The following is a 13,155-nucleotide window of genomic DNA, read 5'->3' as shown; positions in this document are numbered from 1 at the left end:
CTTTTGAACGGCTTGCGACGCCGTCTTGATAGATTTTATTCCGCCGCTTCGCGGTGCACCTCGATGCCGGCCAGGTATTTTTCCGCCTCGAGCGCGGCCATGCAGCCGAGCCCGGCGGCGGTCACCGCCTGACGGTAGATATCGTCGGTCACGTCACCGGCGGCGAACACGCCGGGAACGTCCGTGCGGGTCGAATTCGGCGCCGTCCACAGATAGCCGTTCGGCTTCTGCTTCAGCTTGCCGACAAACAATTCCACCGCCGGCGCATGGCCGATCGCCACGAACACGCCGTCCACCTGGAGATGGCTGACCTCGCCGGTCACCGCATTTCTGAGCTTCAGCCCTTCGACCGAAGGCGGCAGCGGCGTCTTGCCGGGCCGGCCGGTGATCTCGTCGACGATCGTGTCCCAGATGACTCGGACATTGTCCTTTTTCAACAGCCGCTCACGCAGGATGCGCTCGGCGCGGAAATCGTTGCGCCGGTGGATGACGGTCACGCTCTTCGCCAGATTGGAGAGATAGAGCGCCTCCTCCACCGCCGAATTGCCGCCGCCGATGACAGCGACATCCTTGCCGCGATAGAAAAAACCATCGCAGGTGGCGCAGGCCGACACGCCGAAGCCCATGAAGGTCTGTTCGGTGGGGATGCCCAGCCATTTCGCCTGCGCGCCGGTGGCAATGATCAGCGCGTCGGCCGTGTAGGTGGTGCCGGAATCTCCCGTGGCGCGGAACGGCCGCACATTGAGGTCAACCTCGGTGATGATGTCGTTGATGATATCCGTGCCGACATGCTCGGCCTGCTTCAGCATCTGCTCCATCAGCCACGGGCCCTGGATCGGATCGGCGAAGCCTGGATAGTTTTCGACATCGGTGGTGATCATCAGCTGCCCGCCCTGCTGCAAGCCTGCTACGAGCATCGGCTTGAGCATGGCGCGCGCGGCGTAGACTGCGGCGGTATAGCCGGCCGGGCCGGAACCGATGATAAGGACAGGCGCGTGCTTGGTGGTCATCTAAAGCCTCTGCGGGCAGACAATCGAGTGTGCCTTGGAAAACGACGTGAAATGTTGCTGGTAATGTAAGGGTTGCCAACCACACCAGCAAGACGATCAGGCAGTCGTCCCCGGAAAGCTTCGGCCTACAGGCTTATTCGCGCAATGGCCGCTTTCGTTACGGTTGCGAAATCGCCCGACCAAAGGGCTGGCATCGACACAAAAGTCGTTTAAGGACGAGAGCGCGAAAGATTCTTGCGCTAAGCCGAGACCGCCATGCCCCTGAAAGCCGACCTCGACGCCATCGACTGGAAGATTCTGCGCGAGCTTCAGGCCGACGGGCGCATGACCAATGTCGAACTATCGAGCCGAGTCGGCATTTCCGCCCCGCCCTGCCTGCGCCGTGTCCGGCGGCTGGAGGAAACCGGCATCATCAGAGGCTATCGCGCCTTGCTCAACGCGCCGGCGCTCGGCATGGATGTCGTCGCCTTCTGCCTGATCGGCCTGCATCACCAAGCCGACGCGGAGCTCAAAGCTTTCGCCGAGCGCACTCGCGGCTGGCCGATCGTGCGCGACGCCTGGATGGTCTCGGGCGAATCCGACTTCCTGCTGCATTGCGTGGCGAGCGATCTCGGCACGTTCCAGACCTTCGTCATTGAAGAACTGGCCTCGGCCCCCAATGTCGACACGGTGCGCACCGCGCTGACCATCCGCCGCGTCAAGGATGAGGGGCTGGTTGCGTTCAACGCATGATAAGCGAGATTAACTTCGAAAAAGCATGTGCGACGCCGACCAAGACATACCCCAACAGACACACTGCTACCTCTCCGACAACTGGCAAAAGAATGAAGCCGTCGCCAAGGCCGGGGCTCTCACCAGGGGACATCTCCGGCAAAGCTAAAAAGGCTAGCAAATAGGTGAGCAAGCAAGCCAGACGAATGTGATGACATGCGGCAACCATTCGAGACGGAAAATGTTTTTTGACGCGAGAAACGCCGCGCCGATCACAATTATGTTGACGACGAATATGAGCCAGAAAGCGAATTCTGGCGCCGAAATCGTAGGGTATTCCGGGTCAGATTGCGTGAACATGAGCGGCCAAGGTTGAATATGCCATCCGGTTTCAGCTACGGAATCGGGAGTACTTTGACCCACCCTGCCAAGGGCAGGATTTGCTACCTGCGCTCCACCGTGAGAACAACAGGCAATCCCCAGGGCACATCTAGCGGTGCTTGAAGCAGTGAGACGTCGCCATCCGCGACCTGGGCTTCCCACTTGGCATAGTGTTTCAACCGGTAGTTCCCGGAGCGGACGCTGAGGCAGGCAACAGGCCCGCCATCGAGGTTTAGCGCCGTCTTGAGATCGAGGTCGGTCTGCAACAGGAAGTTTGCTAGCCGGTCCAGCGAGAAGAAAGCGTCTTTGGTCGAACCGACGATGATCCAGCCCTGACGATCTTCCGCGATAAAGGTGCGGTTGGCCAACCAGTTGCTCTTGGCGCGTACATTGTTGCGGCCGTCCTCACCGACAAGCAATGGATAGGAAACCATAGCGTTTTCGGCATTCTCCGTGACTGCGCGCCATTCACGTGAATTGAGATCGACCACATGCGTGCCGGAGGCATTCACGAACCAGGCGCCGGCCTTCGCATCGTATTCATCCGGCCCGAGCCTCGCACCCATGCTGACAAAGGGCGTGTCGGCTTCGCCCTTCAGTCCGAAATAACTGCCATTGACGATCAGAACGGTGCCGCCTGTGCCTTGTGGATTGAGTGCCGCTTCCCACTGGTCGATGTCCTTGGCACCACTGGGCTCGTTACGGGCAACGAAACGGAATTTAGCTGGATCGAAACGGTTGAGATAGAGCCGGTCAATTTCACGGTCGCCCACCATGACGGGGATTTCTCTGACCTGAAATCCAGGCTCGGTTTCATTCCATGAGCTGGCTCCAGCGGTCACATCAGGAATTTCCGATTTCAACGCAAGCTGCATGGCAGGCGAGAGACGCGCATCGTCGGGTGCAACGGCGATCCAGTAGCTTCCGCCGCGGCGAAGAAGTGCATTGAGCCCATACACGCCGTGTTTTTGCCAGACATACCCCACGGCTGAAAGCACAGCCAATATCAACAAGACAACGGCAACAGAGATTGCTTTCTTCAATGAATTCCCCTCGTTCTTCGATGGAATGACATCTGCAAATTTCTTGCTTGAATGATGTCTGATCTCTGCAGTTTTCCGCAAAAGAGCGTGGTGCTTTCCTGGGGAATAGCGTCAAAGCAAAGAAATGGATCGGCTCGCCGTTTCTGCGAAACGGTGAAACGCTCAAGCTAACCCATTGAGATTGCGTCGCAACAGATCCGGAAAGCTAAATCAGTCTCGATCCGAGCGACTCGACAGCCCTCAAAAGCCCTTCCAGATCATCGGGGTTGCGCAGCGGCAGAACCTCGAAGCCCGGCTCATTACTTCCCTCGCCATCCACCAGCCAGCCGCGCGGCAGGGCGGCACGTTGTCCGGCCTGCATATCCGCGGGATTGTCGCCGACGATCAGCGAGCGTTTGAGATCGAGGCCGAGGCGCTGCCGGGACTGTAGCAGCATGCCCGGATTGGGCTTGCGCATTGGATGGTCGGCGACCGCCAGTGGCCCGCTGCCCGCCTCGTGGTAGGCGCAGGCCAGAACCATGTCGACGAAGGCATCGCCGGCGGCAAGCAGCTTGAGAACCCGGCCGTTGACCGCGGCAAATTCCTTCCAGCCGAAATAGCCGCGCGCGATGCCGGACTGGTTGGTGACGATGACCACCGGGATGTTGCCCCGGTTGGCGGCGGCGATGACCGGCACGATGCTGTCGCGCAGCGCCATTTTGGCTGGATCGTCGGGATAGCCGGTGTCGACATTGATGGTGCCGTCGCGGTCGAGGAACAGCGCCGGCGCGTTGGCTGGAAACACCCGCGAACCCACCCGCTCAACCCACAGGCCGGGCTCAGCCAGCGGGTATGGACCGTAGGCCCCGGTGTCAGCCATTCGACAGACGGTCTTCCACCACCTCGCAGAGATAGTGGTAGAGGCAGAGATGTCCCTGCTGGATGATCGGCGTCGAGGTCGAGGGCACGTTGAGCAGTATGTCGGTGAGCGGCTTGAGTTTGCCACCGCTGTCGCCGGTGAGGCTGACCACCGTCATGCCCATCATCCGAGCCTGTTCGGCGGCAGCCAGAATGCTCGGCGAATTGCCGCTGGTCGAGATGGCAAGCAGCACGCCGCCGGGCGCGCCATGCGCCTCGACCTGGCGCGAAAACACGGTGTCGAAGCCATAGTCATTGCCCCAGGCGGTCAGCATGCCCGCGTTGGCCGGCAGCGCAATCACATTGTAGGCCTTGCGCTCCTTAAGGAAGCGGCCGACCAGTTCGGTGGCAATGTGGATGGCGTCGCTGGCCGAGCCGCCATTGCCGCAGACCAGCAGCGCCTTGCCCGAGGAAAGCGCGGCGACGACCGCACTCACAGCACGTTCCATCTCGGCGGTCAGGTCACGCTCGACTGTCGCGGTGATCGCGGCCGCCGAGCGGACCAGATAGTCATTCAGTCCGGACATGAAATCCCTCAGTTGGTACCGCCGCCGGCGCGCAATTTGCCGATCGTGCCGGTGGTGCTCTTGCCGGCGACAAGGTCGACCAGGACGACGCGCCCGCCCGCCTTCTGCACCACATCGGCGCCGACAACGGTTTCGACCGTGTAGTCGGCGCCCTTGACCAGAATGTCGGGCAGAAGCGCCTCGATCAGCGCCAGCGGCGTATCCTCTTCGAACACCACGACCGCATCGACCGAGGCCAGGGCGGCGAGCACGCAGGCACGATCATGCTGATCGTTGACCGGGCGCCCGGCGCCTTTCAGCCGACGCACCGAGGCATCGCTGTTGAGGCCGAGCACCAGCCGGTCGCACTGGCTGCGCGCCGCGTGGAGAAGACTGACATGGCCGGCATGCAATATGTCGAAGCAGCCATTGGTGAAGCCGACGCTCAGGCCCTCGTCCTTCCACGCCGCCACCATGCGCGCGGCCGATGCGGCATCGAGGATGGCGTCCTTGTGGGCGGTGGGGCCGTGCGAGCGGAACAGCGCGCCGGTGAGTTCCTCCACGGTCAGCCGCGCGGTGCCGCGTTTGCCCACCACCACACCGCCGGCGGCATTGGCGATGGAGGCGGCCATGACGCGATCGGCGCCCGCGGCCAGAGCCAGCGCGAAGCTCGCGATGACCGTATCGCCGGCGCCCGAAACGTCGAACACTTCGCGCGCCTGGGTGGCGATGTGGCGCGCCTCATCCGCGCCGACGACGCTCATGCCCTTTTCGCTGCGGGTGGCGACGACGAAGTCGAAGCCATGTGCCGAAATCAGCTGGCGTGCCGCCGCGACGATCTCGTCGTCGGCGAAAACCGGGCGACCGACAGCTTCGCCAAGCTCCTTGCGGTTGGGCGTGATGGCGGTCGCGCCGGCATAGCGCGCATAGTCGCGGCCCTTGGGATCGACCAGCACCGGTTTTCCCGCCTCGCGGCAGATGGCGATCAGGTCGGCGGCGACGCCGTCGAGCAAGATGCCCTTGCCATAGTCGGACAGAATGACGATGTCGGCGCGCGTGAGTGCGGCGCGAAAATGCCGGACCAGGTCCGCCCGTTCCTTGTCGTCGAGCGGCTTGATCTCTTCCTCATCGAAGCGCAGCACCTGCTGATTGAGCGCGCTGAAGCGGCTCTTCGACGACGTCATGCGACCGCGCTCCTGCGCCATATCAGCCGTATCGGCGCCGAGTTCGCGCAGCATGCGCACCAGATTGTCGCCGGCCACATCGGTGCCGATCACCGATATGGGAATAGCGCTGGCACCCAGCGAGACGATGTTGGCGACAACGTTGCCTGCGCCGCCCATCGTCGAGGTCTCGCCGCGCCCGTGCAGCACCGGGATCGGCGCTTCCGGCGAGATGCGCTCGATGACACCGTTGACGAAACGGTCGAGGATGAAGTCGCCGACCACCAGCACGGCAACGTCGCCAAAGCGGGCAATGGCGCGGTGCAAAGGTTCGGGCGAAGGCGGATTGTGCTTGATCATGTCACTGGCAATGCGAGGGAAAGGCCGACCTCAATCACGCTGAAAATTGTCAATTTACGGGCCGGATCGTTCATGGCGAAGCCGATATACCGCAAATCCGCGCAGCGCAACGTCAGGGCGGCCGTCAGCTCTTCTGCAGCGCGACGTGGACGCCCAGTCCGATCAGCACCGCCCCGCCCGCCCGCTGCATGATCCGCTGCGCACGGCTGGAGCGCTTCAGCCGGGCGATCACCATGCCTGCCAGCAACACGCAGACAATATCTGCCGAAGAGAACATTAAATTGACGATGGTGCCCAGCACGACGAATTGCAGCCACACCGGGAACCCCGCCGAGGCATCGATGAACTGTGGCAGGAACGCCATGAAGAAGATCGCCGTCTTCGGATTGAGCACTTCGACGGTGATGCTCTCGAAAAATGCGGGGCGCGCCGATTTGCGCTCGATCGCCGGCATCGCCCTGTCACCGTCCCCGCGCTTGCGGAGCAAGGACACGCCAAGCCAGATCAGATAGAGCGCGCCGATGAGCTTGACCGCCATGTAGAGCGGCGGCACCGCATGGAAGAGCACCGACAGCCCGGCGGCAGCCGCAAAGACATGGAAATAACCGCCAAGATGGATGCCAAGTGCCGCCGTCAGCCCCGACCAGCGCCCGCGCGCCATGGTCTGCGCGGCGGCATAGAGCATCGCCGGTCCTGGAATATAGGCAAAGATCGCCGTGGTGGCGAAAAACGCAATGAGCAGTTCGGTCGACGGCATTTTTTGTCCCCTAGCTTGCGGGCCTCGAATAAAGCGGGCCGCTTCGCGGTCTCACTGTGGCGTCGTGGTGCTTCATCGACAGTACGCTTGGCCTCCCTTATAAGGACCGGAATCGCAAGCAACCAGAGGCATTCATGATCATCGTCACGGGCGGGGCCGGCATGATCGGCTCCAACATCGTCGCCGCACTCAATGCCGAAGGCCATGATGACATCCTCGTCGTCGACGACCTCACCGACGGCCACAAGATCGCCAACCTGGCCGATTTGCAGATAGCCGATTATCTCGACAAGGACGAATTCTTGGCCACCTTGGAAGCCGGCGACCTAGGCCGCGTCGAGGCCGTCTTCCACCAGGGCGCCTGCTCGACCACCACGGAATGGAACGGCAAGTTCATGATGGACGTGAACTACGCCTTCTCAAAGCGCTTGCTGCATGGCTGTCTTTCGCTGCGCATACCGTTCCTCTATGCCTCCTCGGCTTCCGTCTACGGCGGCGGTTCGGAGTTTCGCGAGGACCCCGCACTTGAGCGGCCGCTCAACGTCTACGCCTATTCGAAGAAACTATTCGACGACTATGTCAGGCGCACTGTGTTCGACACCGATCATTCGCAGGTCGCCGGCCTGCGCTACTTCAACGTCTATGGCCCGCGCGAGGCGCACAAGGGCGCGATGGCCTCGGTCGCCTTCCATCTGTTCAATCAGGTCGGGCGCGGCGAAAACCCAAAGCTGTTCGGCGCCTATGACCGCTTCGGCCCCGGCGAACAAAGCCGCGACTTCATTCATGTCGGCGATGTCGCCGACGTCAATCTGTGGCTGTGGAAGCGCGGCTCGAGCGGCATCTTCAACTGCGGCACCGGCCGCGCCCAGCCGTTCCGCGCCATTGCCGAGACCGTGATCGATACGCTGGGCCAGGGCGAGATCGAGTTCATCGAATTCCCCGATCACCTCAAGGGCAGCTACCAGAGTTTTACCCAAGCTGATATGTCCCGCTTGCGCGCAGCCGGCTATAATGGGCAATTCCGCAGCGTGGAAACCGGCGTCAGAGACTATGTCGAATGGCTGAAAGCCCAACGATCCTCGTGATCGGCCCACGCTGGGTGGGCGATATGGTCATGGCGCAGTGCCTGTTTTCAGCGCTGAAGGACGTCCATCCCAACGCCGCCATCGACGTGCTGGCCCCGGCCTGGGCGGCCCCGCTGGTCAAGCGCATGCCCGAGATTCGCCAGCAGATCGATTTCCCGCTGCAACCGGGCGCGCTCGAATTCACCATTCGCCGCCGCTTCGGCCGCCTGCTGCGCGGCCGCTACGACATGGCCTACGTCCTGCCGGGCAGCTGGAAATCGGCGCTGATCCCGTTCTTTGCCCGCATCCCCCGCCGCTTCGGCAATCTCCGGGAAATGCGCTACGGCCTGCTGACCGACATCGTGCCGCTGCCCGATGCCGTCAAACGGCGCACCGCGCAGGCCTATTTCGGTCTTGCCCAGGGTGGCCATTTCCGGGCGCCGCACCTGACCGTCGATGGCGGCAATCAGAAAGAGTTGCTCGCCCGCTTCGACCTGCAGCCGGGAAAATTCGTCGCCATGATGCCCGGCGCCGAATTCGGTCCGGCCAAACGCTGGCCTAGCGAAAGCTATGCCGGCCTCGCCGGAGAGATGATGGCGAAAGGATTCGAGGTCGCGTTGTTCGGCTCGAAGAACGATCGCGACGTCACCGCCGAGATCGCAGCACTCGCGCCCGGTGTCGTCGATCTGGCAGGAAAGACGCGGCTGGAGGACGCCATCGACCTGATCGCCGCGGCCAGGCTGGCGGTGTCCAACGACAGCGGGCTGATGCATGTCGCGGCCGCCGTCGGCACACCGGTCGTTGCCGTCTACGGTTCGACCTCGCCGGAAAACACGCCGCCGTTGGCTGAACAGCGCGAACTGATCTGGTTGCATCTGTCCTGTTCGCCCTGCCACCGGAAGATCTGCCCGCTCGGCCACCTCAACTGCCTGAAGACGCTGGACGTTGCCCAAGTGGCAGCGGCGGCGGACAGGTTGCTGGAACTCCCGGCCGCCGCATGAAGGTTTTGATCGTCAAGTCCTCCTCGATGGGCGACGTCACCCACACCTTCCCCGCCGTCGAAGATGCACGCCGCAAGCGCCCCGATATCGCCTTCGACTGGTGCGTCGAAGAAGCCTTTGCCGCCATCGTCGCGCTGCATCCGGCGATAGCAAAGATCCATACCGTCGCCATCCGGCGCTGGCGCAAGCATCTGTTCAACGCCCGCACATGGCGGGAGGCGACAAGCTTGCGCCGCGCTCTGCAAGCAGGCGAGTACGACCTCGTCATCGATGCGCAGGGGCTGCTGAAATCGGCCCTGGTGGCGAAACAGGCAGCGGCACCAATCGCAGGTTTCGACCGCGCGAGCGCGCGGGAGCCCTCGGCAACGTTGTTTTACCAGCGCAAATACGCCGTGCCGCGCAACCTGCACGCCATCGAACGCACGCGCCGGCTGTTCGGGCTGGCGCTCGGCTACGAGCCCGACCTTTCGACCCTGGCATCCGGGATTGTGCCGCCTCCGGGCCACCTGGCCGGCATCGACGGCAAGACGGCCTTCCTGCTGCACGGCACCAGCCGCGAAGACAAGAAATGGCCCGCCGAAGACTGGATCGAAACCGCTCGCCTGCTGGTTGGTACCGGAATGACGCCGGTCACCACCTGGTCGAACGAGCGTGAGAAGGCGGTCGCCGAGGCAATCGCGAAAGCCGTGCCGTCAACGATCGTGGTGCCGAGATCGCCGCTGGCAGACATTGCCGCGATCCTTGGCCGCTCGACGCTGGTTATCGGCGCCGACACCGGTCTGACCCACCTCGCCAGCGCCTTCGGCCTGCCGACGGTCGCGGTGTTCCTGGCGACCGAGCCGGGTTTGACCGGCCCGCGCGGGCAATATGCCTCAACGCTGCTGGCCGCATCGGGGGAGCGCCTAACGCCGGCGAAGGTGGTGGCGGAAGCTAAGAAGCAACTGGCGCTCAAATCACGAGCACCAGCCTAGAGCCTTTCAGAAGTATCTGAGGTGCTAGATAAATTGCACCTGGACGATCTCATAACCCCTGGCGCCGCCAGGCGCGTTGACCTCGATGGCGTCGCCGACTTCCTTGCCGATCAGCGCGCGCGCGATCGGCGATGAGATCGAGATACGGCCCGATTTCACGTCCGCTTCCTGGTCGCCGACAATCTGGTAGGTCTTCTTTTCCTCGGTGTCCTCGTCGACCAGCACCACCGTGGCGCCGAACTTGACCTTGTCGCCGCTAAGCTTGGTGACGTCGATCACCTCGGCCCGAGCAATATAGTCTTCCAGTTCGTTGACACGGCCCTCATTGAGGCTCTGCGCCTCTTTGGCGGCATGATATTCGGCATTTTCGGACAGGTCGCCATGCGAGCGCGCTTCGGAGATCGCCTCGATGATGCGCGGCCGCTCCTCCTGCTGGCGCCAACGCAGCTCTTCCTTCAATGACGCGAATCCCTCGCCTGTCATCGGGACCTTGTTCATGATGCCTGACCTTTCCTGCCGCCACCCCCGCATTTCGGGGAAAGCCTTGTCGATGGGTATAAAAAGAAAACGGGTCCGGCAGCCTCGGGCTAACGGAACCGTTTCACCGCAATTTTCCCCAATATAGCGATCCTCGCGCGTTTTTCACGCTCAAAAAGCAGGCTTTTTGAAAAATCATGAGCCGACTTGCGCAATTGCCGTCACGGCATGTGCAGCGTGTTGCAGTTGCGACAACAAAAACCGGCTGCGATTGCTCGCAGCCGGCCCAGAGAAGCCGTTGGGGTGGGGTCAGCTTCTCATGAAATGGTAGATCTGTTCGGCCAGCATGCCGTATTCGCGCGAATCCTTGCCCGTCCGCTTCTCGATCTCGGCCAGTTGCGCCTGAGCGCCGGCCAGATCGCCGATCTGCAGATGGGCCTCGCCGAGATATTCGCGCACCAGCGTGTAGTCCGGGTTGATGCGGAGCGCTTCCTCGTAATAGCCGAGGCCGACGGTTACACGGCCGGAATGGCGATGCGAATAGCCGAGGTAGTTGAGGATGCGTGGATCCTGCTTGTTGGCGGCAAGGCTGAGCACGGCGATCGCCTCATCATAACGCCCGGCCATGGCCAGGTCGTGACCAGCATCGTAGATGTTGTCGTCGTCCAGCATGCCGTACTTCGGCGCGACGCATTTCTGCTTTTTCTTGTCCCAGACCTGCCCCTTCTTGCACTGGGTGGTGGTCTCGGTACCACCGCCACCGCCGCCGGCCGCAAACACCGGAACCGCAAAGAACTGCAGCGCCACAAGCGCCGCAGCCGCCTGGATCAACACTCTTTTATGCATCGAAGCCTCCTTGAGGGATAATGACGATCTTGAGGGAAAATGACGATAATGAAAAGCTAACGCCGGGATGCAGACTTTTCATCCCGGAAACCCGCAGCCGCCGAAACTATTTGTGCGGCCGTGCCTAACCTGAATTCGGTCAAAGGCGGGAGCCAGGGATCAGAACATGACGTGACGCGCGCTGCAAATCCGCTATCATTCGGGAAATGATCAGCGGGGGTGCCCGAGAGTGCAACAGCGCCGTGAGCGGGAATGGGAGCTATCGATCGGCCCGGACACCGTGCGCCTGTTCATTCTCAAGGCAAAGGGACTGAGTGCTGCCGTCAACGAAGACTATGCCGACGGTGCCGAGCATGAAGTCGAGCTCGATGGTGAATCACATGCCAATCACCACCATGACGGTCTGGCGGAGGAAAGCGCGGAAGACCTCACCGAGGAAGAGCTGCGCGAGCTGATCAACGACCTCAACGTCGACGAAGCGGCCGAGTTGATCGCGCTGGCCTGGGTCGGCCGCGGCGACTATGACGCAGCGGAATGGTCCGATGCGGTTGCCGCCGCGCGCGACCGCGCCAACAAGCGCACGGCGAAATACCTGCTCGGCATGCCGCTTTTGGCCGACTGGCTGGAAGAAGGGCTGGAAGCGATTGGCGCGTAACGACGTCGTTACCGTTCGTGATGGGCCGCAGGCAACCTCCAGGCGTTCGCGCCGTTGAGGACGATGGGGTCTGTTGTACTTTCCCGAACATGCAGGGTTGCACTGGTCATGGTCGTCACGGCTCTGCTGCTGGCGCCCCTGCTGACGCAAGCTGACGCCAAACAGCGCAAAAAGCATTACACGCCGCTGTCACAGCGGTTGGAGCAGCTGTTTTCACCGCGGGTCGACTCGCATCCTAAGCCGCGCAGCAAACACCGCCAGAAGCCCAGGCCACAGCGGCACATCACGCCAAAGCAGGTGGAACAAAAGACCCCGGATAAAGAGCCCTCGCCCGCCGATGTTCCGGTGCAGCCCTCGCGCGTTGTCCCGCTGCCCGAGGCGCGTCCTTCAGAGGCGCCGAAGACCGGCGCGGCACCGATCGAAAAGCAAAAGGCCGAAGGTCCGAACCCCCTTGGCGCGCCCAACCGGTCCAATGACGATCGATTCAACGAAGAAAAGTCCCGTTTTAAAAAGCAGGCGCGGCCCGGACCGTCAGCCCCGAAGCCGTCGACCGATAGGCAAAGCGAGCCCGAGCCGCCGGCCGCGGTGCCGATTCCGACACAAAAGCCAGACACTTCGGAACCTGAAGCTCAGCCGCTGGCCGTTGCTCCGCAACCACCTGAAAAACCCGATGCCGGCGACAAGAAGATGCTGCCCGATGCGCGCTCGGCCGATGTGCCCGATGCAAAAATGCCGGCGGCGGAAGTCGCCTGTCGCGAGCGGCTGACGGCCCTTGGTGTCGAATTCGAGGAGCATAAGGCGGAAAGCAATCCCGACATCGGCTGCTCGATCCCCTATCCCCTGGTGCTGAAGTCGCTCGGAAAATCCATCGCCATCGGCCCCGCGACCGAACTCAACTGCCCGATGGCCGAAGCGGCAGCCCGCTTTGCCGCCGAAATCATACAGCCGGCGGCGAAAGCCGAGTTCGGAGCCGACCTGAAATCGATCAACCAGGCATCGGCCTTTGTCTGCCGGCCGCGCAACGGCACGCGCCATCTGTCGGAACATGCCTTCGGCAACGCGCTCGATATTGCCAGCTTCACGTTGTCGGATGGCAGAAAGGTCGAAGTCGGTCCAACGCCGCCCGAGAAGGACGGCAAATTCCTCAATGCGGTGCGCAAGGCCGCCTGCGGACCGTTCAAGACCGTGCTTGGACCGGGCGCGGACCCGGACCATTCCCTGCATTTCCATCTCGATCTCGAACCGCGCCGGAATGGTGGCACTTTCTGCCAGTGATGGCCCTCCAGTGATCGTCATGCCGGTGATGGTCTGGC

At 62.3% G+C, this 13,155-nt stretch carries 14 protein-coding genes; 6 read left to right on the top strand and 8 right to left on the bottom strand.

The window, feature by feature from the left end; genetic code table 11:
• Positions 1-35: 35 nt before the first annotated feature.
• Entirely contained in the window at positions 36-1,010 is a 975-nt protein-coding gene (gene trxB / locus X751_RS155225; protein WP_023711176.1) for a thioredoxin-disulfide reductase, read from the bottom strand.
• Between the two features lie 255 nt (positions 1,011-1,265).
• On the opposite strand from trxB, the gene X751_RS155230 reads away from it, so the two are divergent.
• Complete coding sequence (locus X751_RS155230) at positions 1,266-1,742, top strand: Lrp/AsnC family transcriptional regulator (RefSeq protein WP_023744323.1); 477 nt, start codon at positions 1,266-1,268, stop codon at positions 1,740-1,742.
• Positions 1,743-2,164: 422 nt separating this feature from the next.
• On the opposite strand, the gene X751_RS155235 is transcribed toward X751_RS155230, so the two are convergent.
• The 5 genes from X751_RS155235 to X751_RS155255 all read right to left on the bottom strand — a co-directional run bounded on the left by X751_RS155235 (position 2,165) and on the right by X751_RS155255 (position 6,828).
• Positions 2,165-3,145 carry a phosphodiester glycosidase family protein gene (locus tag X751_RS155235; RefSeq protein ID WP_245260586.1) on the bottom strand — a complete coding sequence of 327 codons (981 nt, stop codon included), beginning with the start codon at positions 3,143-3,145 and terminating at the stop codon, positions 2,165-2,167.
• Between the two features lie 205 nt (positions 3,146-3,350).
• On the bottom strand, positions 3,351-4,004 hold the full coding sequence (locus X751_RS155240) for an HAD family hydrolase (RefSeq protein WP_023744321.1): 654 nt from the start codon (positions 4,002-4,004) through the stop codon (positions 3,351-3,353).
• On the bottom strand, positions 3,997-4,569 hold the full coding sequence (locus X751_RS155245) for an SIS domain-containing protein (RefSeq protein ID WP_023671975.1): 573 nt from the start codon (positions 4,567-4,569) through the stop codon (positions 3,997-3,999). The genes X751_RS155240 and X751_RS155245 overlap by 8 nt, the downstream gene beginning before the upstream one ends.
• 8 nt (positions 4,570-4,577) lie before the next feature.
• Positions 4,578-6,071, bottom strand: a complete 1,494-nt coding sequence (rfaE1, locus tag X751_RS155250) for a D-glycero-beta-D-manno-heptose-7-phosphate kinase (protein WP_023671976.1) — start codon at positions 6,069-6,071, stop codon at positions 4,578-4,580.
• Positions 6,072-6,195: 124 nt separating this feature from the next.
• Entirely contained in the window at positions 6,196-6,828 is a 633-nt protein-coding gene (locus tag X751_RS155255; protein ID WP_023744320.1) for a LysE family translocator, read from the bottom strand.
• Between the two features lie 134 nt (positions 6,829-6,962).
• On the opposite strand from X751_RS155255, the gene rfaD reads away from it, so the two are divergent.
• The 3 genes from rfaD to waaC are packed head-to-tail and all read left to right on the top strand — an operon-like array spanning position 6,963 to position 9,864.
• Complete coding sequence (gene rfaD / locus X751_RS155260) at positions 6,963-7,913, top strand: ADP-glyceromanno-heptose 6-epimerase (protein WP_023744319.1); 951 nt, start codon at positions 6,963-6,965, stop codon at positions 7,911-7,913.
• Positions 7,886-8,893 carry a lipopolysaccharide heptosyltransferase II gene (gene waaF, locus X751_RS155265; protein ID WP_023744318.1) on the top strand — a complete coding sequence of 336 codons (1,008 nt, stop codon included), beginning with the start codon at positions 7,886-7,888 and terminating at the stop codon, positions 8,891-8,893. Before rfaD ends, waaF begins: the two co-directional genes overlap by 28 nt.
• Positions 8,890-9,864 (top strand): lipopolysaccharide heptosyltransferase I, encoded by a 975-nt coding sequence (waaC, locus tag X751_RS155270; RefSeq protein WP_023744317.1) that lies wholly within the window; start codon positions 8,890-8,892, stop codon positions 9,862-9,864. The genes waaF and waaC overlap by 4 nt, the downstream gene beginning before the upstream one ends.
• Positions 9,865-9,888: 24 nt before the next feature.
• Here waaC and greA read toward each other — a convergent pair whose 3' ends face one another.
• Positions 9,889-10,362, bottom strand: a complete 474-nt coding sequence (gene greA / locus X751_RS155275; RefSeq protein WP_023671981.1) for a transcription elongation factor GreA — start codon at positions 10,360-10,362, stop codon at positions 9,889-9,891.
• A 288-nt stretch (positions 10,363-10,650) separates the two neighbouring features.
• A complete protein-coding gene (locus tag X751_RS155280; protein WP_023683752.1) occupies positions 10,651-11,187 on the bottom strand; it encodes a tetratricopeptide repeat protein in 537 nt (178 codons plus the stop codon).
• Between the two features lie 229 nt (positions 11,188-11,416).
• On the opposite strand from X751_RS155280, the gene X751_RS155285 reads away from it, so the two are divergent.
• Together X751_RS155285 and X751_RS155290 are read left to right on the top strand one after the other, a co-directional pair.
• Positions 11,417-11,842: a DUF3775 domain-containing protein gene (locus X751_RS155285; protein ID WP_023683751.1), complete on the top strand. Its 426-nt coding sequence runs from the start codon at positions 11,417-11,419 to the stop codon at positions 11,840-11,842.
• Positions 11,843-12,040: 198 nt separating this feature from the next.
• Positions 12,041-13,117: an extensin family protein gene (locus X751_RS155290; protein ID WP_023728209.1), complete on the top strand. Its 1,077-nt coding sequence runs from the start codon at positions 12,041-12,043 to the stop codon at positions 13,115-13,117.
• The last annotated feature ends 38 nt before the right edge of the window (positions 13,118-13,155 follow it).

This window comes from Mesorhizobium sp. LNJC394B00 (assembly GCF_000502555.1).
In the GTDB taxonomy this organism is placed as follows: domain Bacteria; phylum Pseudomonadota; class Alphaproteobacteria; order Rhizobiales; family Rhizobiaceae; genus Mesorhizobium.
This window is presented reverse-complemented; position numbering and strand designations above follow the sequence as displayed.

Bases quoted from the DNA above. Each gene is read 5' to 3' on its own strand.
- trxB (WP_023711176.1), bottom strand. From the start codon at position 1,010: ATGACCACCAAGCACGCGCCTGTCCTTATCATCGGTTCCGGCCCGGCC.
- X751_RS155230 (WP_023744323.1), top strand. From the start codon at position 1,266: ATGCCCCTGAAAGCCGACCTCGACGCCATCGACTGGAAGATTCTGCGC.
- X751_RS155240 (WP_023744321.1), bottom strand. From the start codon at position 4,004: ATGGCTGACACCGGGGCCTACGGTCCATACCCGCTGGCTGAGCCCGGC.
- X751_RS155245 (WP_023671975.1), bottom strand. From the start codon at position 4,569: ATGTCCGGACTGAATGACTATCTGGTCCGCTCGGCGGCCGCGATCACC.
- rfaE1 (WP_023671976.1), bottom strand. From the start codon at position 6,071: ATGATCAAGCACAATCCGCCTTCGCCCGAACCTTTGCACCGCGCCATT.
- X751_RS155255 (WP_023744320.1), bottom strand. From the start codon at position 6,828: ATGCCGTCGACCGAACTGCTCATTGCGTTTTTCGCCACCACGGCGATC.
- rfaD (WP_023744319.1), top strand. From the start codon at position 6,963: ATGATCATCGTCACGGGCGGGGCCGGCATGATCGGCTCCAACATCGTC.
- waaF (WP_023744318.1), top strand. From the start codon at position 7,886: ATGGCTGAAAGCCCAACGATCCTCGTGATCGGCCCACGCTGGGTGGGC.
- waaC (WP_023744317.1), top strand. From the start codon at position 8,890: ATGAAGGTTTTGATCGTCAAGTCCTCCTCGATGGGCGACGTCACCCAC.
- greA (WP_023671981.1), bottom strand. From the start codon at position 10,362: ATGAACAAGGTCCCGATGACAGGCGAGGGATTCGCGTCATTGAAGGAA.
- X751_RS155280 (WP_023683752.1), bottom strand. From the start codon at position 11,187: ATGCATAAAAGAGTGTTGATCCAGGCGGCTGCGGCGCTTGTGGCGCTG.